The organism is Bacillus sp. Bvel1, assembly GCF_014872755.1.
GTDB classification, from domain to species: domain Bacteria; phylum Bacillota; class Bacilli; order Bacillales; family Bacillaceae; genus Bacillus; species Bacillus velezensis.
Map to the genome: position 1 here is coordinate 112602 of NZ_JAAOBZ010000006.1, position 16865 is coordinate 129466.

The 16865-nt window shown below is 46.2% G+C and carries 20 protein-coding genes; 12 read left to right on the plus strand and 8 right to left on the minus strand.

The annotated features are described in order from the left end of the window. Nucleotides 1-102: 102 nt before the first annotated feature. From HAP68_RS04635 to HAP68_RS04660, 6 genes are all read left to right on the plus strand, one after another. Complete coding sequence (locus tag HAP68_RS04635; protein WP_003155257.1) at nucleotides 103-999, plus strand: ABC transporter ATP-binding protein; 897 nt, start codon at nucleotides 103-105, stop codon at nucleotides 997-999. After that, on the plus strand, nucleotides 992-2251 hold the full coding sequence (locus HAP68_RS04640; RefSeq protein WP_014304724.1) for an ABC transporter permease: 1260 nt from the start codon (nucleotides 992-994) through the stop codon (nucleotides 2249-2251). The genes HAP68_RS04635 and HAP68_RS04640 overlap by 8 nt, the downstream gene beginning before the upstream one ends. 110 nt (nucleotides 2252-2361) lie before the next feature. Continuing rightward, on the plus strand, nucleotides 2362-3585 hold the full coding sequence (locus HAP68_RS04645; RefSeq protein ID WP_014304725.1) for a metallophosphoesterase family protein: 1224 nt from the start codon (nucleotides 2362-2364) through the stop codon (nucleotides 3583-3585). Next, entirely contained in the window at nucleotides 3582-6464 is a 2883-nt protein-coding gene (locus HAP68_RS04650) for an ATP-binding protein (RefSeq protein ID WP_024085080.1), read from the plus strand. Before HAP68_RS04645 ends, HAP68_RS04650 begins: the two co-directional genes overlap by 4 nt. 73 nt (nucleotides 6465-6537) lie before the next feature. Further along, the gene (gene yhaM / locus HAP68_RS04655) at nucleotides 6538-7482 is read left to right on the plus strand and encodes a 3'-5' exoribonuclease YhaM (RefSeq protein ID WP_003155251.1); all 945 of its coding nucleotides are present in this window, start codon (nucleotides 6538-6540) and stop codon (nucleotides 7480-7482) included. A gap of 114 nt (nucleotides 7483-7596) precedes the next feature. Then, entirely contained in the window at nucleotides 7597-7824 is a 228-nt protein-coding gene (locus tag HAP68_RS04660) for a sporulation YhaL family protein (RefSeq protein WP_014304727.1), read from the plus strand. Between the two features lie 39 nt (nucleotides 7825-7863). Here HAP68_RS04660 and HAP68_RS04665 read toward each other — a convergent pair whose 3' ends face one another. Continuing rightward, nucleotides 7864-8715, minus strand: a complete 852-nt coding sequence (locus HAP68_RS04665) for a peptidylprolyl isomerase (protein WP_003155249.1) — start codon at nucleotides 8713-8715, stop codon at nucleotides 7864-7866. 158 nt (nucleotides 8716-8873) lie between these two features. Between HAP68_RS04665 and yhzE1 the strand changes: the two genes are divergently transcribed. Both yhzE1 and yhzE2 read left to right on the plus strand, forming a co-directional pair. Continuing rightward, nucleotides 8874-8960: a sporulation protein YhzE1 gene (gene yhzE1 / locus HAP68_RS04670; RefSeq protein WP_017417375.1), complete on the plus strand. Its 87-nt coding sequence runs from the start codon at nucleotides 8874-8876 to the stop codon at nucleotides 8958-8960. 124 nt (nucleotides 8961-9084) lie between these two features. Further along, entirely contained in the window at nucleotides 9085-9171 is an 87-nt protein-coding gene (gene yhzE2, locus HAP68_RS04675) for a sporulation protein YhzE2 (protein ID WP_003155248.1), read from the plus strand. Nucleotides 9172-9227: 56 nt separating this feature from the next. Here yhzE2 and HAP68_RS04680 read toward each other — a convergent pair whose 3' ends face one another. Further along, complete coding sequence (locus HAP68_RS04680; protein ID WP_003155245.1) at nucleotides 9228-9446, minus strand: hypothetical protein; 219 nt, start codon at nucleotides 9444-9446, stop codon at nucleotides 9228-9230. 60 nt (nucleotides 9447-9506) lie between these two features. After that, nucleotides 9507-10037, minus strand: coding sequence for a DUF3267 domain-containing protein (locus HAP68_RS04685; RefSeq protein WP_007409225.1), 531 nt, complete (start codon nucleotides 10035-10037; stop codon nucleotides 9507-9509). Between the two features lie 211 nt (nucleotides 10038-10248). Between HAP68_RS04685 and HAP68_RS04690 the strand changes: the two genes are divergently transcribed. Then, nucleotides 10249-10590 (plus strand): YhaI family protein, encoded by a 342-nt coding sequence (locus HAP68_RS04690; protein WP_003155243.1) that lies wholly within the window; start codon nucleotides 10249-10251, stop codon nucleotides 10588-10590. Here the strand turns inward: HAP68_RS04690 and HAP68_RS04695 are convergent. After that, nucleotides 10587-11198, minus strand: coding sequence for an HTH-type transcriptional regulator Hpr (locus HAP68_RS04695; RefSeq protein ID WP_003155240.1), 612 nt, complete (start codon nucleotides 11196-11198; stop codon nucleotides 10587-10589). The two genes, HAP68_RS04690 and HAP68_RS04695, sit on opposite strands and share 4 nt — an antisense overlap. Nucleotides 11199-11377: 179 nt before the next feature. Beyond that, entirely contained in the window at nucleotides 11378-11734 is a 357-nt protein-coding gene (locus tag HAP68_RS04700; RefSeq protein WP_007409224.1) for a YtxH domain-containing protein, read from the minus strand. Nucleotides 11735-11851: 117 nt separating this feature from the next. Between HAP68_RS04700 and yhzF the strand changes: the two genes are divergently transcribed. Beyond that, entirely contained in the window at nucleotides 11852-12043 is a 192-nt protein-coding gene (gene yhzF / locus HAP68_RS04705; RefSeq protein ID WP_007409223.1) for a membrane protein YhzF, read from the plus strand. Between the two features lie 57 nt (nucleotides 12044-12100). Here yhzF and HAP68_RS04710 read toward each other — a convergent pair whose 3' ends face one another. The 3 genes from HAP68_RS04710 to HAP68_RS04720 all read right to left on the minus strand — a co-directional run bounded on the left by HAP68_RS04710 (nucleotide 12101) and on the right by HAP68_RS04720 (nucleotide 14393). Continuing rightward, nucleotides 12101-12619, minus strand: coding sequence for a tryptophan transporter (locus HAP68_RS04710; protein WP_003155234.1), 519 nt, complete (start codon nucleotides 12617-12619; stop codon nucleotides 12101-12103). A gap of 120 nt (nucleotides 12620-12739) precedes the next feature. Next, entirely contained in the window at nucleotides 12740-13819 is a 1080-nt protein-coding gene (gene serC, locus HAP68_RS04715) for a 3-phosphoserine/phosphohydroxythreonine transaminase (RefSeq protein WP_024085082.1), read from the minus strand. 136 nt (nucleotides 13820-13955) lie between these two features. Next, nucleotides 13956-14393 carry an HIT family protein gene (locus HAP68_RS04720; protein WP_003155232.1) on the minus strand — a complete coding sequence of 146 codons (438 nt, stop codon included), beginning with the start codon at nucleotides 14391-14393 and terminating at the stop codon, nucleotides 13956-13958. 490 nt (nucleotides 14394-14883) lie between these two features. On the opposite strand from HAP68_RS04720, the gene ecsA reads away from it, so the two are divergent. Further along, complete coding sequence (gene ecsA, locus HAP68_RS04725; RefSeq protein WP_003155231.1) at nucleotides 14884-15627, plus strand: ABC transporter ATP-binding protein EcsA; 744 nt, start codon at nucleotides 14884-14886, stop codon at nucleotides 15625-15627. Then, the gene (locus tag HAP68_RS04730) at nucleotides 15620-16846 is read left to right on the plus strand and encodes an ABC transporter permease (protein WP_007409219.1); all 1227 of its coding nucleotides are present in this window, start codon (nucleotides 15620-15622) and stop codon (nucleotides 16844-16846) included. The genes ecsA and HAP68_RS04730 overlap by 8 nt, the downstream gene beginning before the upstream one ends. The last annotated feature ends 19 nt before the right edge of the window (nucleotides 16847-16865 follow it).

Sequence of the window (16865 nt, forward strand, 5' to 3'; positions counted from 1 at the left end):
GTCACCCCCTTTATAGAATGATATTCGGATAAAGAATTTAAAATCCTCCATTAATTTTTACCCATTATTAGTATATAATGGGTCAAGGAAGGAGTTGGATTCGTGCTTACAATTGAAAATGTAACGAAAACATTCGGCAGCTTTACCGCTGTTGACAATTTGAACCTGCAAATACCTGAAAGGGAAATGTTCGGGCTGCTCGGCGCAAACGGCGCGGGAAAAACGACGACCTTTCGGATGATTTTAGGTCTTTTAAGCCTGACTGACGGGCATATCACCTGGAAAGGGAAGCCGGTCAATTATTCCATCAGTGAAAAAATCGGCTATCTCCCGGAAGAACGGGGGCTGTATCCGAAAGTGAAGGTGAGTGACCAGCTTGTCTATCTGGCGAGATTAAAAGGAATGAGCAAAAAAGAGGCGGAAAAAGAGCTCATGACATGGCTCGAACGCTTCGGCATTACAGATTACAAGAATAAGAAAGTCGAAGAGCTGTCAAAAGGAAACCAGCAGAAAATCCAGTTCATTTCGGCCGTCCTGCATAAGCCTGAACTGCTGATTCTCGATGAACCTTTCAGCGGTCTTGATCCGGTGAATGTCGAGCTGCTGAAAGAAGCGGTTATTTCTTTGAAAAACAGCGGCGTTTCCATCGTTTTTTCAAGCCACCGAATGGAGCATGTGGAAGAACTTTGCGAGAATTTGTGCATTCTCCAGAAGGGAAAACCCGTCGTTCAAGGCAATCTGAAAGACATTAAGCGGTCTTTCGGCAAAAAAAATGTCACCGTTCATTCAGATGATGACCTCAGCTTTTTAAAAACGCATGAAGGTGTCGTGAAATGGAAGGAAACAAATGACGGAATCAGACTGCAGGTCGCGAATGAACCGGTTTCGCAGGATATTTTCCGGGCGCTGCAAGGGAAAGGTTTTATACGGAAGTTCGAATTGGAAGAGCCGTCACTGCATGATATTTTTATAGAAAAGGTGGGGGCCGTATATGAATAAATTTTGGATTATGCTGTTTCATACATATAAAAACAAAATCGCGACAAAGTCATTCATTATTTCGACCGCCATTACCGTTTTATTAGTATTAGCGGTGACCAACCTGCAATCGATTATTTCCGTGTTTCAATCGGATGACGGCAAGCAGCAAATCGCGGTGATTGATGAAACGGGCGGGCTGTACCCGGCGTTTGCAAAACAGCTTAAAGCGGCGGATACAGACAATGATCTGCAGGCAATGGAGACGAAGGAGTCCGAAAAAGATGCCGTAAAGCGTGTCAAAGACGGTGAATGGGACGGACTGTTTATCATCAGACAGGATCAAAAAGGAACGATAACGGGAGCATACAAGGCGCTGACCATTTCTGATGAATCAGCGTATAAACTGCTCAAGCAGGCTTTAACCCAGACGAAAACCGCTGTCGAAACCGCCAAGCTCGGCATTTCGGCAGAAAAAGTCAGCAGCCTCTACACTCCGCCGGAAGTCAGTAAAGACGCGCTGGAAAAAGGGGCGAAATCTGAGGAAGAGCTCGGTCAGGTAATGGGGCTTGTATACATCATGCTGTTTGTCATCTACTTCTCAGTTATCATGTACGCAAGCATGATTGCGATGGAAGTGGCGACGGAAAAATCGTCCCGCGTCATGGAAATTTTAATTTCAAGCATGCCGCCGATTCAGCAGATGTTTGCCAAACTGTTCGGTATCGCGCTCGTGGGGATCACACAGTTTGCAGTGCTGATTGCAGCGGGTTATCTCTCACTGAAGCTGAACCCTCAAAATGATGCGTCGTCGCCGATCAGTGCATTCCTCAATTTTACGGATGTTCCCGTCTCGACGATAGTCTATGCCGTCATTTTCTATTTGCTCGGCTATTTTCTTTACGCGACGCTTGCCGCGTTTCTCGGCAGTGTTGTCAGCCGGATAGAGGATGTACAGCAGACGATTCAGCCGATGGTTTTTTTGGTCGTGGCAGGTTTTATGATCGCCATGTTCGGCATCGGCAATCCTGACGCCGGTTTTATTACCGTTACATCTTACATTCCGTTTTTCACGCCGATGATTATGTTTTTACGCGTCGGGATGCTCGATATCCCGTTTTGGCAGGCTGCGGCCGGGATCGCCCTGACACTGGTCACTATCGTGATCTTTGCGGCGGTCGGCGCGAAAATTTACAAAGGCGGCGTTTTGATTTACGGAAACGCCAGCGGATTCAAAGCGATCAAACAAGCGCTGCGCATCTCCAAAAAATAAATGAAACAGCCCGGAACAGCCGGGCTGTTTTTTTATTTTACAGAACGTGCATTCGTATAAAAACGGTGCTAAAATAAGGGTAATTCAATCTGCAGAAAGGGGAGGGCGAGATGGCTGATCTGACGTTTATTCATGCCGCTGACCTGCATCTGGACAGCCCGTTTTACGGCATTTCGAATCTGCCTGAACCGGTATATGCGCGTATTAAAGAAAGCACATTTCACAGCGTCCGCCGTCTGACGGACGGGGCACTCCGGGAGCAGGCAGATTTCGTGCTGCTTTCGGGGGATCTGTTTGACGAAGCCAACAGAAGTTTAAAAGCCCAGCTGTTTTTGAGAAAACAGTTTACGAGATTACAGGAAGCGGGTATCCAAGTGTTCGTCATATTCGGCAACCATGATCATTTGGGCGGTAAGTGGACGCCGATTGAATGGCCGGAAAATGTACATATATTCACCTCGGGTACACCGGAGGAAAAATCTTTCTTTAAAAACGGAGAGCTTGCGGCAAGCATATACGGATGCAGCTATCAGGAAAGAAGCGTAACGGTCAATCAGGCGGCCCGTTACCGGAAAATGACCGGCGCGCCTTATCATATCGGCATGCTCCACGGCATGTTATCAGGAGCGGAAGGGCATGACCCGTACTGCCCGTTTACGAAAGAAGACCTTGAAAAAAGCGGCATGGATTACTGGGCGCTCGGACACATTCATAAACGGCAGGTTCTGTCCGCCCAGCATCCCGCCGCTATTTACCCCGGGAATATTCAAGCCCGGCATTTAAAAGAAACCGGGCCTAAGGGATATTATCTCGTCCGGGCGGCAAACGGTGAGATGTCTTGGGAATTCAAAGAAGCGCATGATGTGTTATGGGAGGAAATTGATCTTGATATCTCAGGAGCTGAACATATGACTTCACTTCTGAAAGCCGCATCGGATACATTCTCCGGCTTGCGCGCGGCGGGCCGCCCGGCATGTGTCAGGCTGGTGCTTCGCGGCGCGGCGCCCCGCTTTTGGACGGAGGCGCCCGCAGGCATCGCAGAGGAGTTTCTTTCCGCTTTACAGGAGGAAGAGGCCGAAGAGGAATGTTTCGTCTGGCCGCTTGCGCTTGAGGATCGGACGGATGAAACAGACAGCGTGCCGCCCGATCCGTTTTTTAAAGGGCTGCTTCAGGACATAGAACAATGCGCGGACATGAGCGGTGTATTTGAAGCCCTTGAGCGTCATCCCGTATATCGGCGTCAGATCACTTCATTTACAGATGAAGAGATACTGGATATTAAGCGGCAGGCTCAAGCCGTTTTAAGACGCCAGATGAAGGAGCTTCAGCGATGAAAATAACGGCAATGCATATTTACCAATACGGAAAATTTTCCGACCAAAGTTTTCAGCTGTCAGATTCTCCCGTGCAAGTGATCTACGGATTAAATGAAGCGGGTAAAACAACATTGATGTCCTTCATCAAAAGCGTGCTGTTCGGTTTTCCGAAATCAAAAAAATACGAACCGAAAAACGGCGGGGTTTACGGCGGCACTGTGGAATTGAAGCATGGCGATCACGGTGCCGTCAAAATCGAACGGACAAAAGGCGCTGCCGAAAAAGTCAGAGTGTATACGGCTTCAGGCGAAATCAAGGACGGAGAATGGCTCAAACAGCTTCTTTCCGATACAGATCGGGCGCTGTACGAGGCGATCTATTCGTTCGATGTATTCGGACTGCAGGAGATTCAAGCTTTTAACCGGGACAAAATCGGCGAGTTTCTCCTGTATTCGAGCTTATTCGGGTCGGAAGCGGCGGCAAAGCTTGACGGGCGGCTGGCAAAAGAACTTGACAGGATGTATAAGCCGAACGGGCGGAACCCCCGCTTAAATCAGGAGTTGGATACATTAAAGCGGCTCAGCGCCCAGCTGAAACAGGCGGAAGCTGCGGAAGCGGGCTATCACAGCCTTCTGGAAGAGAAAAAAAGCGCCGGCGGCCGTTTGCAGGATGCCGAAGCACGATTGAAAGACATAGCTGAAGAAATCAAAACAGTAAAATCGGCGATAGAAGCAAAGCCGCTCGCAGACAAAAAAACAGCCTTGGAAAGCGAACTTTCTTCTTATCCGGATGCATTGAAGCAATTCCCGAAGGACGGGATGCATCAGCTTGAAAAATACGAATCGCATCTCCATCCGAAAGCTGCCCGTCTTGAGGGACTTCGGGCAAAAGCGGCTGAACTCAGGCGGCAGGCTGAGCTGCTCGTTCCAAATGAGGACTTGCTGCAAACAGAGCGGCAGCTGCAGGAGCTTTCCGGCGAGCAGCATATGTACGAATCGCGCGGCGAACAGCTTGCCGCCATCCAATCACAGATCCGGCAGACATCTGCCCGCGTTTTGTCAGGATTGCAGCAGCTCGGAAGACATGAGGAAGACGGCATTCTTTCACTGAACACCGATTATGAATATGAATGGCGGCTGCAGGAAGCCGTGCAGAGCGCCGGACAGGCAAGAGAAAGAAAGACACAGCTTGATGCGATTTTCGAACAAGCGCGGCTGGAGCTGGAAGAAGCCGAACGAAAACATGCCTTGACGTCGGAAAACATTTTGGACCCCGCTGTCAGGAAAGAAAAAGAAGCCGCTTTACAATCATATAAGCAAACGGCTGATACAGAAGGAAACGAATGGCAGGCACATGTACAGCAGCTGGAAAAACAGCGCGCCAAACAAAAAAAGCTCTTTCTCGGTGCGGGCATTCTGTTCATTGCGATTTTCGCTATGTTAAAGGAATGGCTGCCCGCCGCCCTTTTTACCGGCGCTCTGCTGCTGTATATGCTGTCCGGCATGCAAAAACCGCTGCCGTCAGAAAGAGGAGGGGCCGGTCACAAGAAAAAGAAGCCGACGATCTCCAAAGAAGCGGCTGACCTTCTGCAGGAAGAGCTTTGGCGTGACGGCCGGCACCGGCAGCAGCTGATTGCGGATCAAGCCGTGCTTGAACAGAAAGAAGCGGCATATGAAAGAGTCATCCGCCAATATGAAGAATGGGAGGCGGAAATGGCGCCGTCTGAAAAACAGGCGGAACTTTTTATGAAGGAACTGGGTTTTTCAGGAAGTCCTTCCCATCTTCTTGACGCATATCATGTGATGAAAGATGTCAAAAAAGAAATCCTTAATAAGCATGAGCTGACCATTGAAGCGGGCCGGCTGCAAAAGCTGCAAAGAGCATTTGAGGACCGGGTCAAAAAGCTGAGTCCTTCAGACGGAAGGGAGCTGTCCGTAAAAGAAAGACTGCGCGTTTTGCTGGTACAGGCGGAACGGGCCCGTGAGGAAGCAAAACGAAAGCAGGCGCTCGAAACGGATCTGCTGCATGCACAAGAGCAAATGCGTGAATTAAACGAAGAAGTCCATTACTACGAACAGCAGGTCAAACAGCTTTTCATGGCGGCAGGCGCAAAAAATCGCGAACACTTTTGTGAACTCGCCAGGCTGAATGAAGGCCGCCGGGAAACAGAGCGGCAGCTGCGCGAAATCAAAACGCACTTGTCCGGCATAGGCGGAAAACAGCTTGAGCCGTATATGAGCCGCACAGTGTCCGAACTTGAACATACAGTCGTTCAGAAGGAAACAGAGAAAAAAACGCTTGAGGAAAAAAGCGCGCAGCTCCGTGAGAAAACCGCTTTATTAATGGTGAAACAAGAGCAGCTGGAGTCCTCGGGGCTTGTATCCGATTTAAAACAGCAGACAGAAATGCAGAAGGAGCGCGTGAAAAAAACCGCTAAAGAGTGGGCCGCATTACAGACGGTCAGACACATCATCAGGGAAAAAATGGAGCGGCATAAAAAAGTGACGCTTCCCCGTCTGTTAGAAACCGCCGGTGCATTATACGGACCGCTTACGGACGGACGTTACCATAAATTGTATTTCTCCGAGGCGGATGATTCCATTATGGTCATGCGGAAAGACGGAACTGTGTTTTCAGCAGGCGAACTGTCACAGGCGGCATGCGAGCAGCTTTATGCGGCGATCCGTTTTGCCCTTGCGTCAGAGAGGGAATCTGCGGCATCACTTCCGTTTTTACTTGATGACAGTTTTGTCCATTTTGACAGGCAGCGGCTGGAGCGGCTGTTTGATGTGCTGAATCAGCTTTCAGAAGGCGGGCGGCAGATACTTTATTTCACCTGCCATGAGCATGTCAGCCGGTCTTTTCACAGCGGACAAGTCATGCGGCTCCTGTCATAAAAGAGTTTATTTTCAAAAAAGAGGTATGTGCTATACTGGTATTATGTAAGATATGGAGGGAGCTTTTAATAGAATGGCAAAAGGTATTATGCTGCACGAGGTCGGCGAGCAGGTCGATCAGTACTTTCTGATTAAATCTTCGACTAAGGGAATCGCAAGCAACGGAAAACCATTCCTGACGTTAATGCTGCAGGACCAATCGGGAGATATCGAAGCGAAGCTGTGGGATGCCAAGCCGACTGATGAAGTAACGTACGCGGCGCAGACGATCGTGAAGGTGATCGGAGATGTCCATCACTATCGCGGACGAAACCAGCTTAAGCTGAGAAACATCCGGCCGGCCGGCGAGAACGAAAATGTCAGCATTGATGATTTTCTGGAAACGGCGCCGATTCCGAAAAATGAAATGATGGAAACCGTCACTCAATACATTTTTGAAATGAAAAATCCAAATATCCAGCGGATCACAAGACATCTGGTCAAAAAATATGCGGCTGAGTTTATGGATTACCCGGCGGCGGCTAAAAACCACCATGAGTTCGTCTCCGGGCTCGCGTATCATGTAGTGTCCATGCTGAACCTGGCAAAAGCGATTGCCGATCTGTATCCGTCTCTTGACCGGGATTTACTGTATGCCGGGGTCATTCTGCATGATCTCGGCAAAGTAAAAGAGCTTTCAGGCCCCGTCTCCACGACGTACACCGTGGAAGGGAATCTGCTCGGGCACATTTCGATCATGGTGACAGAGCTTTCAAAAGCAGCCGAAGAGCTTCAGATTGACGCTGAAGAAGTGCTGATTCTGAAGCATTTGATTTTAAGCCATCACGGAAAAGCAGAATGGGGAAGCCCGAAACCGCCGATGGTGAAAGAAGCGGAAATTCTGCACTACATTGACAATCTGGATGCAAAAATGATCATGATGGACAGAGCGCTGGAACGGGTGAAGCCGGGCGAATACACAGAGCGTGTATTTGCGCTGGAAAACCGTTCTTTCTACAAACCGACGTTCCATCAATAAGATAAAAAGGCCGATTCTCTATGATCGGTCTTTTTTACGTTCAGCTCTCATAACTTGTCTTTATCAAGCATAGCTTAGAATAAAGACTCTGGGTGAAAAAGGGAGGAAACCGACGTGCTATTTTTTCCTTGGTGGGTATACCTTTGCATTATCGGAATTATTTTCAGCGCCTATAAGCTTTTCACAACAGCTAAAGAAGAGGAAAAGCTTGACCAGTCGTTTATTGAAAAAGAAGGAAGGGTGTATATTGAACGGATGGAACAGGAACGCGAGCGCCGTATGGCGGCGCCCGCAAGTGAAAACACGGATGCAGAAGAAAACTCCAATCATTCCATCGCATAAAAAAACTGTGCGGCTCGCCAAGAGCCCGCACAGTTTTTTTTATTTAGATTCAGAAGAAGTTGAAGTGTTAAACGTGTCTTTTAAGTCTTTGTCTTCCACTTTTACGTCAGCTTTTTTCATGACTTTTTGAATTGCCGCCTGTACAGCTGAGTTGTCGTTTAATTTCTGTTTAAGAACTTCTTCTTTCAACTCTTTTTTCATGTCATCATATTTGCCGCGTTCTTCTGTCTTTTTGATGATATGATAACCGAATTTTGTTTTGACCGGATCGCTGACTTGTCCGACTTTCAGACCGAATGCAGCTTTGCTGAATGTTTCATCCATTGACTTTTTATCGAACCAGCCAAGGTCGCCGCCGTTGTCTTTTGAGTTGTCAGTTGAATATTCTTTCGCAAGCGTTTCAAACTTCTCGCCTTTTTTCAGTTTTTTCTCCACTTCGTCAGCTGTCTTTTTGTCAGCGACAAGAATGTGGCTCGCGCGGATTTTACCTTTTAAGCCGTCGTAATATTCTTTCGTATCAGCGTCAGTCACTTTGATGTTGTCTTTCGCCGCTTTTTGTGCAAGCAGTTCGTACTTCACCTGATCTTTCAGGTAATCTTCGCCGTACTGCTGTTTAAGGGCGCTGTACTGATCGCCGAGCTGCGTTTTGTACTCTTTCAGCTTGTTATCGATTTCTTTATCCGATACTTTGTATTTTTTTGCTAATACTTTTTCTTGTACGAGCTGTGTCAGCACACTTGCGCCCGCGGTTTTTTTCATATTCGTGTAGAGTTCGCCTTTTGTTACATTTCCGGCATCCGTCTTGGCAATCACGTCGTTGTCGCCGCTGCTGCAAGCGCTGAGAGCCAGGACGCTCGTTGCCGTAATAGCTGCTATCGCGATTTTCTTCATTCCTTTAAACACTCCTAATCATCCAAATTAAATTGCATATGCGTATCATAACATATTGTGGCTTTCTGTAAAAAGATTTTAAATAAAGGGCATTCGTCTAGTCAAACTTTTTCCTGATACATACAAATATATTGATCATGAAAAGGAGGTAATGAACCATGGGCGGAGGATATTCAAACGGTTTCGCACTGCTCGTAGTACTGTTCATATTGCTTATCATCGTAGGTGCAGCTTACATTTGTTAAGCGAAACGGATCGCTTTTTCTAAAAGCGGTCCGTTTTCTTACCCGGGCGCCTAATCGTTTCAGAAGTAAATTGCATATGATGTAATTGGAAAAATAAAACGTTTTGTAGGAGGTGCTTTTGGAGATGGGTGAAGTATTTGCAGGCGGTTTTGCATTATTGGTTGTTCTGTTCATCTTATTGATCATCATCGGCGCTTCTTGGCTTTATTAAGAAAAAAATATGGCTGTCGGGGGTCAGACCTCCGTCAGCCATATTTTTTTGCCTGTTTACACAGTAAAGGAGATCTCGACGAATGAAGAGATCAGTAAAATTAAAATAGATACATTAATAAAACGGAATACCTTATCCTGCCGGTCTTCAGGAATCTCTCTGACAAGGCATAATGTATTTGTGAGCCTGTTTATGAAATAAAGAATAAACAGGGCAGCCACGATAAAATAGAATAAAATGATGGGAGATTCCCCCTCTCTCTGAACTGCTCCCATATTACATTACCAAATATTTATTAAAAAAGATAGAATGTAACCTGAAAAATCAGCGGGATATCAAGACTCCGGCACTTTTTTTACTAAAATATCAAAACCGTCGGATTCCTGGTCAATCAGACATGATTTGGGCGCTTTGACCAGGTGCAGCGCAAACAGAAGATCAGGCAGGCAATAACCCGCATGAATGCTCGAAATCATATAAAAGTAATGAGCGTGTCTCGGAAATGCCAGTCCGGCATAAAACAATAGCGGCGTAATGAATAAAAACGGGCTGATCGTAGAAATCAGCATCGTCGTTTTCGGTATGCCTTTCCATGTCGGCATCCGCAAGAAGTACATTTTCATTTCCTTTTTTCTTTTTTTACAGATCATCGGCAGGACATGTATGACTTTATGTACAAATAAAGTAACAACGAGCAGAACACAAAAAGCAAACACGTGCCCGTCACTTAAACTGATATTCGGACGCAGCAGCCCGAATGCCAAGAAGTTGCATATAAAAAACAGGATCATAAAACCTACAGCAGTCAATAATAAACGAACCGCACCATAATCTTTGATCAGATTAATGGTTTTCCAGCAATTCATCAGAGTCATCCTTCCGTACAAAGATGGAATACAATCTCAAAATAATTTACTCTCTTCAGGAGAAAAAATCAATCCTTTTTTAAAGAAAAAAAATAACCCCGGAAAGGGAAGAACAGAAGAGCTCGGTGAAACATGGAAATGTACGGTTTAACCTTTCTTCTCCATTCATTATCAGCTAAAATAAGATTAAAGATAGAAAGAAGTGAAACGGATGGATTCAATGGATCAGCGTATCGGGCGTTTAGAATATTACATACAATTGCTGGTGAAAACGGTGGATATGGATAAGTACCCTTTTTATGCGATGATGATTGAAAAAGGGCTGACCGAAGAAGAAGGAGAAGAGGTCGGGCGGATCTGCCGCGAATTGGAGGACGAGCTGGAGTCGCAAAAAGCGCAAGGCTTTGTGACGTTTGACAAGCTCCTTGCGCTTTTTGCGGGACAGCTGAACGAAAAATTAGATGTTCATGAAACGATTTTTGCTCTGTATGAGCAGGGGCTTTATACAGCGCTGATGGAAGAATTTATTGAGATAATGAAGCACTTTGATTAACTGTTGATCGGTTCCAGCTCTTCAGCCGTTTCATGGACAGCCGATTCGTCCGTTTTTTTCTTCAGCCTTCCGTCTTCACTATCAAAATCATTGTTTATGTTTGTCAATGATTTCTCGAATATCTCCATAAAATCTTCGCCGTAAATGTGGCGGATGACACAGGTTAATTCTTCAACTTCCGGAAACTTCCCGAATAAGTGGTAGATCGGCTGTGAGCCTTTAAACACCGCGTTTCTCGACGGGTCAAACTCCTCAAGCAGGCTTTCGAATACATTTTCCCCTTCTTCTGTTAACTGAATGTACGTGTTCCGTTTATCATTCAGCCGCTTGGAAAATTTCAGATATCCCCGTTCTTCAAGCTTTTTTGAAAAGTTAAATGCAGTTGATACGTGCATAACGCCGAATTTGGCGATTTCTGAAATAGAAGCTCCTTTAAGCTGATAGGCAATCCATAATATATGATGCTCATTAATATTAAGGTCGTACGGCTTCAGCCAGTTCTGCCAGTCTTTCTCGATAGATTTCCAGAGTGCTTTGGACAGCTGCGCCATTTTTTGGGTATAGATTAAAGCTTCTTTTAGATCGTAAGGCGGTTCAACACGATTCAATACAGATCACCTGCTTCACATTTTCTTTTCCTCTATTATGCCAATAAAATAAAGATTAATAAAGATGAAAATTTAAGAATTTTATAATAAATTCTTAATCCGTTGCTGTGAAAGGCTTTAAACCGCAAAAAAAAGTGCGGAACGCAATATGCCCGCACTTTTTTTGGTTGTATAGGATATTAGTTTTGTAAGGTTTTCTCCAGCTGTCTGATTTTCTCTTCAATATCAGCGATTTCCTTTTGGAGATCCTGCTGGTGCGGCTTGATTTCCTCCTGCCACCTTTTAATGCTGGTCTGAAGCTCTCCGCCTACGTCTTTAATGACTTCTGCGCTTTCTTTCGCCGTTTGGACAAGCTGGTCCTTAAGCGCCATTCCGTCTTTTTTTAACCGTTTGATTGTGTCCTCAATTGAATTGCAATTCGCTTTGATTTTGCCCCGCAGCTCTTTTCCGGATGAAGGAGCCGAAAGTAACACCGCTGCGCCTCCGATCAATCCGCCTACGAAAAGGCCTGTTAAAAGGGAACGTCCGTCAGCCATTTAAAATCACCCCGTTTTTTTTCTCATAACTTTTATCATTTTTGTTCAGAAGAATAAACTTCTATACATAGCTTGCTTTATTTTAGCATATTTTTTAAGGGAAAAGGAGGGAGAAGGTTGTCTGTCTTTATGATTGTTTTATCTTGTATGGCTCTTGTCTTTGCGGCGGGCGCCGTTTATTACCTGAAACTGCTCGGTCAGGCCGCTTCTTATCCGCCGAAGCGGGTCGTCCGCCAAAAGGCCATCGTCTGCTCAGCAGGAACCGCCCTCGCATTGTTCCTTATCTTTTTCACAAAACTTCTCGTATAAAACATGCTGAAACACATTAAAAAACCTCTTCCGGCCGGAAGAGGTTTCGGTATGCGGTTATTTCACCGTTTCAATCATATTGGATCGTTTTAAGATCGTCTGCACAATCGGATGCATAATGATAATGGCGATTGCATTCAGCGCAGCCGCCGGAAGGACGACCGCGAGCACCAAGGCGGTGAATCCGCCCGGCAGGCCGACAATCAGAAGGGCCAGCGCCAGAAAGAGCAGACCGGAGATGAAGGTGCCGGCTATTGTAATGACGGCGGCGGCCGCTGTTTTCACGCTCTTTTTCACCAAAAGCGCCAGCGCGAGAAACAGAAACGCCGTTACCGGTTTTTCAATGATATTCGGAAGCTGTCCGCCCGGAAAAGATGTCGTGAGTGCGGAAATGATTCCCGTTACAATCCCGATCATCAGCACGTTCTGCACACGGGGGAATAACAGAATACCCATAAACATCATCACAAGCATCATATCGGGTTTCATTCCGAATAATACCGGCGGCATAATGGAATGAAGCACCGCTCCGATTGCCGCAAACAGGGCCATAATGACTAATTCTTTTGTTTTCATACTAAGCTCTCCTCTGCTAAGCTTTTTCGCCATCCAATAATATGCTCGTCATTTATTGCGATGGCCGGAAAAATTGATATGCAAACAGTATATCAAAGGAACCGTTATGTTAGAAGAAATTTATTCGTTTTCTTGCTGGAACTTTTTCATAAACTGAGCCAGTTTTTCACAATCAGCCAGGCTGACGGCGTTGTAGATAGACGCCCTGCATCCTCCGACTGAGCGGTGGCCTCCGAGTCCGGTCATTTTAGCCGCTTTCGCTTCTTCAACGAATTTTTTCGTGAGACTGCTGTCGCGGAGGGTGAACGTGACGTTCATGTGAGAACGGCTGTCTTTTGCGGCATGCCCCGCGTAAAAACCGCCGCTTGCGTCGATTGTGCCGTACAGGACGTCGGCCTTTTCCTGATTGCGCCGTTCAGCCGCTTTGACACCTCCGTTTTCAGCCAGCCATTCAAGGACGAGGCTCAGCATATAAATCGCAAATGTAGGCGGCGTATTATACAGTGAATCGGCTTTTGTATGAGTGGAGTATTTCAAAATTTTAGGGACGTTGGCGTTTTCGTTTTCAAGCCATGATTTTTTCATGATGACGACCGTGACGCCGGACGGGCCGAGGTTTTTCTGGGCGCCGCCATAGATGACATCAAACGTTTTGACATCAATTTTTCTGCTCAGGATGTCGCTTGACATGTCGGCTACGAGCGGGATCGGTGAATTCGGGAACTCTTTCCACTGCGTTCCGAAAATCGTGTTATTGGACGTAAGATGCAGGTAGGCGCCGTCTTTGATTCCTGTGAGGTCCGCTTCCGGTATATGGTTGTGGTTTGAATCTGCGCTTGTTGCCGTGACGGATGTGTTTCCGAACAGTTTCGCCTCGGCGAGTGCTTTTTCAGACCATGCGCCCGTTACGATGAAGTGAGCCGTTTGCTCCGGCGTTAAAAAGTTCATCGGCAGCATGGAGAATTGAAGGCTTGCGCCGCCTTGAAGAAATAAAATATCATAATCGTCGGGAATATCCATCAGTTCTTTCAGAAGGCTTTTTGCTTTTTGATGCACCGCATCATATTCTTTGCTCCGGTGGGACAGCTCCATGACGGACATGCCGGTGTCATTGAAGTTGACAAATTCTTTCTGTGCTTTTTGCAGCACATCCAGTGGAAGGGCTGCGGGTCCTGCATTGAAATTCGTTGTACGTTCCATGTTTACGATCTCTCCCTGTTTTCCGCTTTAGTGTAAGAAATAATACAATTATCCTATCACAATTTTTTGATTTTTTTGATATGAAAAAATATAATTTTATGTTTTTTGTGTTGCCGGACGCAAAAAAACCTCATCTTTAAGATGAGGCAAGCCGTTTTCTGACGGTTGAAGCGATCTCCTGAAGATCGTCAGGCGTATAGTCTTCGGCGTGGGTCTTCCAGACAGCCCCGAAACCGTCGCCTTTTCCGTAACGCGGAATGATATGCATGTGAAAATGGAACACCGATTGGCCCGCTTTTTCACCGTTATTATTGAGAATATTCAGCCCGATCGGCTCGAATTCATCGCGGATGGCGCGTGCGACTTTCGGCACCGCTTCGAAATATTCTTTAGAAAGCTCAGGCGTAAACTCGTACACGTTTTCGATATGTGTTTTCGGAATCACGAGCGTATGGCCTTTTGTGACTTGGCTGATATCAAGAAACGCCACAACATGTTCATTTTCGTATACTTTTGAAGACGGAATGTCACCGGCAATGATTTTGCAGAAAATACAATCGTCCGCTTTGTGCATAGATGGGTTTCCTCCCTGAAAAGAAATATATGTATATTCTCATCGTACCACAAAAACGGTCAAAACAAAAAACAGGATGAACGGCTGCGCGTTCACCCTGATGCAGAAGTACGAGCTTTATCACAGAAAATTAAATATGCCTTTTGTAAGCACCTCATTTGTTTTTAAAATGAAGACTTATGGGTCTGCTTAATCATTCCTGGGACAAACACCTCATTTGATTATTTCATCATGAATGAAGAACATCATCAAAGCAGTGTGTGAAGAAATTGTAAGCACAGGACATGTTGATTTTCATCCAACTGTTCTAAGACGTCTTTTATAAACACCTCATTTTCAGTTGATTAAAGCTGTTTCCTTCTACATACATTATGATGTCCGCCAAAACGATAACTATGCACGCTTTTCACGTGAGAAAAAAAGGGAATCGTTTCAAATCAGACTTTATTTTTGGTACTATGAAGAAAAACGAATCAGAAGGGGAGAAATTATGTCTCTGCTATCGGTAAAAGACTTAACCGGCGGTTATACGAGAAACCCGGTCTTAAAAAATGTTTCATTCACCCTTGAGCCGAACCAGATTGTCGGACTCATCGGATTAAACGGCGCGGGCAAAAGCACGACGATCCGGCATATTATCGGATTAATGGACCCGCATAAAGGCTCGATCGAGCTGAACGGCAAGACGTTTTCGGAGGATAAGGAAAGCTACCGCTCGCAATTTACGTACATCCCCGAAACGCCGGTGCTGTATGAAGAACTGACGCTCAAAGAGCATCTGGAGCTGACGGCCATGGCGTACGGCCTTTCCAAAGAAACGCTTGAAAAAAGGCTTCCTCCGCTTTTGAAAGAATTCAGAATGGAAAAAAGGCTGAAATGGTTTCCCGCTCACTTTTCCAAGGGGATGAAGCAGAAGGTCATGATCATGTGCGCGTTTCTCGCGGAGCCCTCGCTTTATATCATTGACGAGCCGTTTCTCGGCCTTGACCCGCTTGCGATCAATGCATTGCTGGAGCGGATGGACGCCGCGAAAAAAGCCGGATCAAGCGTGCTGATGTCAACGCATATCCTGGCTACGGCAGAGCGCTACTGTGACGCTTTCATTATTTTACATAACGGCGAAGTGCGGGCAAGCGGCACACTGGAAGAACTGAGAGAGCAGTTCGGCATGAAAGACGCAGCTCTTGATGACTTGTATATTGAACTGACGAAGGAAGACGCCGGCCATGAATAATATGTCTACTATTTGGCAGTCCCGGCTTGAAGAGCATATAAAGGAAACCAGAATGTATATGAAATATATGCTCAATGATCATCTCGTCATTGTGCTGATCTTTTTTATTGCCGGCGCGGCGAGCTGGTACAGCAAGTGGGTCAAAGACATTCCCGTTCATTTTCCCTCTTTTTGGGTGATGGCGGTGCTCTTTTCATTTGTGCTGACCGGTTCATACGTCCGGACGCTGTTAAAGGAAGCGGACCTCGTGTTTCTGCTGCCGCTTGAACCGAAAATGGGGACATACTTTAAGCATTCATTTAAGTACAGCTATCTGTCACAGCTGTTTCCGCTTATTGCTCTGTCTCTTGTATGCATGCCTCTGTTTTTCGCTGTAAGTCCGGGGGCGTCGCTTGCGTCGTATGCCGCCGTATTTATTCAGATGCTGGCGGTAAAAGCGTGGAATCAGGCCATGGAGTGGCGGATGACGTTTATGAATGACAGAAGCATGAAAATGATGGATGCGGTCATACGCTTTATCTGCAATATGCTGCTTTTATACTTCGTCTTACAGTCGTTTTATGTGTACGCTGCCGCCGTCTACATTGTGATGGCCGGCCTTTATGTGTATTTCACATCGGCCGCAAAACATAAATCATTAAAATGGGAAGCTCATATTGAATATGAATTAAGAAGGAAGCAGCGGTTTTACAGAATCGCCAATCTGTTTACCGATGTGCCTCACCTGAAAAAACAGGCAAAACGCCGGGCGTATCTCGACTTTTTGCTCAGAATGATTCCGTTTGAGCAGCGGAAAACGTTCTCCTATATGTATGCGCGGGCCTTTCTGCGTTCAAATGATTATCTCGGCATTCAGGTCAGGCTCACGATTATTTTTATCCTGATTATTATGCTCGTTTCCGCCAATCCGTGGATCACGGCGGCGTTAACCGTATTTACCGTCTTTATTACGGGAATACAGCTTCTTCCGCTGTTCGGGCATTTTCATCATCTTTCTCTGCAGGAGCTTTACCCGGTCAATCAGAAAGCGAAGCTGCAAAGTTTCTTTTCGCTGATGAAATCGGCATTAACCGTGCAGGCGCTGCTGTTCTGCGCAGCGTCAGCCTATGCCGCGGGAGTCAGCGGGGCGCTGTATGCGGCCGTTGCTTCAGCCGTTCTGATTTTTGTGATCATGCCATCGTATATGGGCGGAAGATTGAAAAAGTACGGCAAGCTGTAATCAATCGGGTTTTTGAAAC

Bases quoted from the DNA above. Each gene is read 5' to 3' on its own strand.
- HAP68_RS04640 (WP_014304724.1), top strand. From the start codon at position 992: ATGAATAAATTTTGGATTATGCTGTTTCATACATATAAAAACAAAATC.
- HAP68_RS04645 (WP_014304725.1), top strand. From the start codon at position 2,362: ATGGCTGATCTGACGTTTATTCATGCCGCTGACCTGCATCTGGACAGC.
- HAP68_RS04650 (WP_024085080.1), top strand. From the start codon at position 3,582: ATGAAAATAACGGCAATGCATATTTACCAATACGGAAAATTTTCCGAC.
- yhaM (WP_003155251.1), top strand. From the start codon at position 6,538: ATGGCAAAAGGTATTATGCTGCACGAGGTCGGCGAGCAGGTCGATCAG.
- HAP68_RS04665 (WP_003155249.1), bottom strand. From the start codon at position 8,715: ATGAAGAAAATCGCGATAGCAGCTATTACGGCAACGAGCGTCCTGGCT.
- yhzE1 (WP_017417375.1), top strand. From the start codon at position 8,874: ATGGGCGGAGGATATTCAAACGGTTTCGCACTGCTCGTAGTACTGTTC.
- yhzE2 (WP_003155248.1), top strand. From the start codon at position 9,085: ATGGGTGAAGTATTTGCAGGCGGTTTTGCATTATTGGTTGTTCTGTTC.
- HAP68_RS04680 (WP_003155245.1), bottom strand. From the start codon at position 9,446: ATGGGAGCAGTTCAGAGAGAGGGGGAATCTCCCATCATTTTATTCTAT.
- HAP68_RS04685 (WP_007409225.1), bottom strand. From the start codon at position 10,037: ATGAATTGCTGGAAAACCATTAATCTGATCAAAGATTATGGTGCGGTT.
- HAP68_RS04690 (WP_003155243.1), top strand. From the start codon at position 10,249: ATGGATTCAATGGATCAGCGTATCGGGCGTTTAGAATATTACATACAA.
- HAP68_RS04700 (WP_007409224.1), bottom strand. From the start codon at position 11,734: ATGGCTGACGGACGTTCCCTTTTAACAGGCCTTTTCGTAGGCGGATTG.
- HAP68_RS04710 (WP_003155234.1), bottom strand. From the start codon at position 12,619: ATGAAAACAAAAGAATTAGTCATTATGGCCCTGTTTGCGGCAATCGGA.
- serC (WP_024085082.1), bottom strand. From the start codon at position 13,819: ATGGAACGTACAACGAATTTCAATGCAGGACCCGCAGCCCTTCCACTG.
- HAP68_RS04720 (WP_003155232.1), bottom strand. From the start codon at position 14,393: ATGCACAAAGCGGACGATTGTATTTTCTGCAAAATCATTGCCGGTGAC.
- ecsA (WP_003155231.1), top strand. From the start codon at position 14,884: ATGTCTCTGCTATCGGTAAAAGACTTAACCGGCGGTTATACGAGAAAC.
- HAP68_RS04730 (WP_007409219.1), top strand. From the start codon at position 15,620: ATGAATAATATGTCTACTATTTGGCAGTCCCGGCTTGAAGAGCATATA.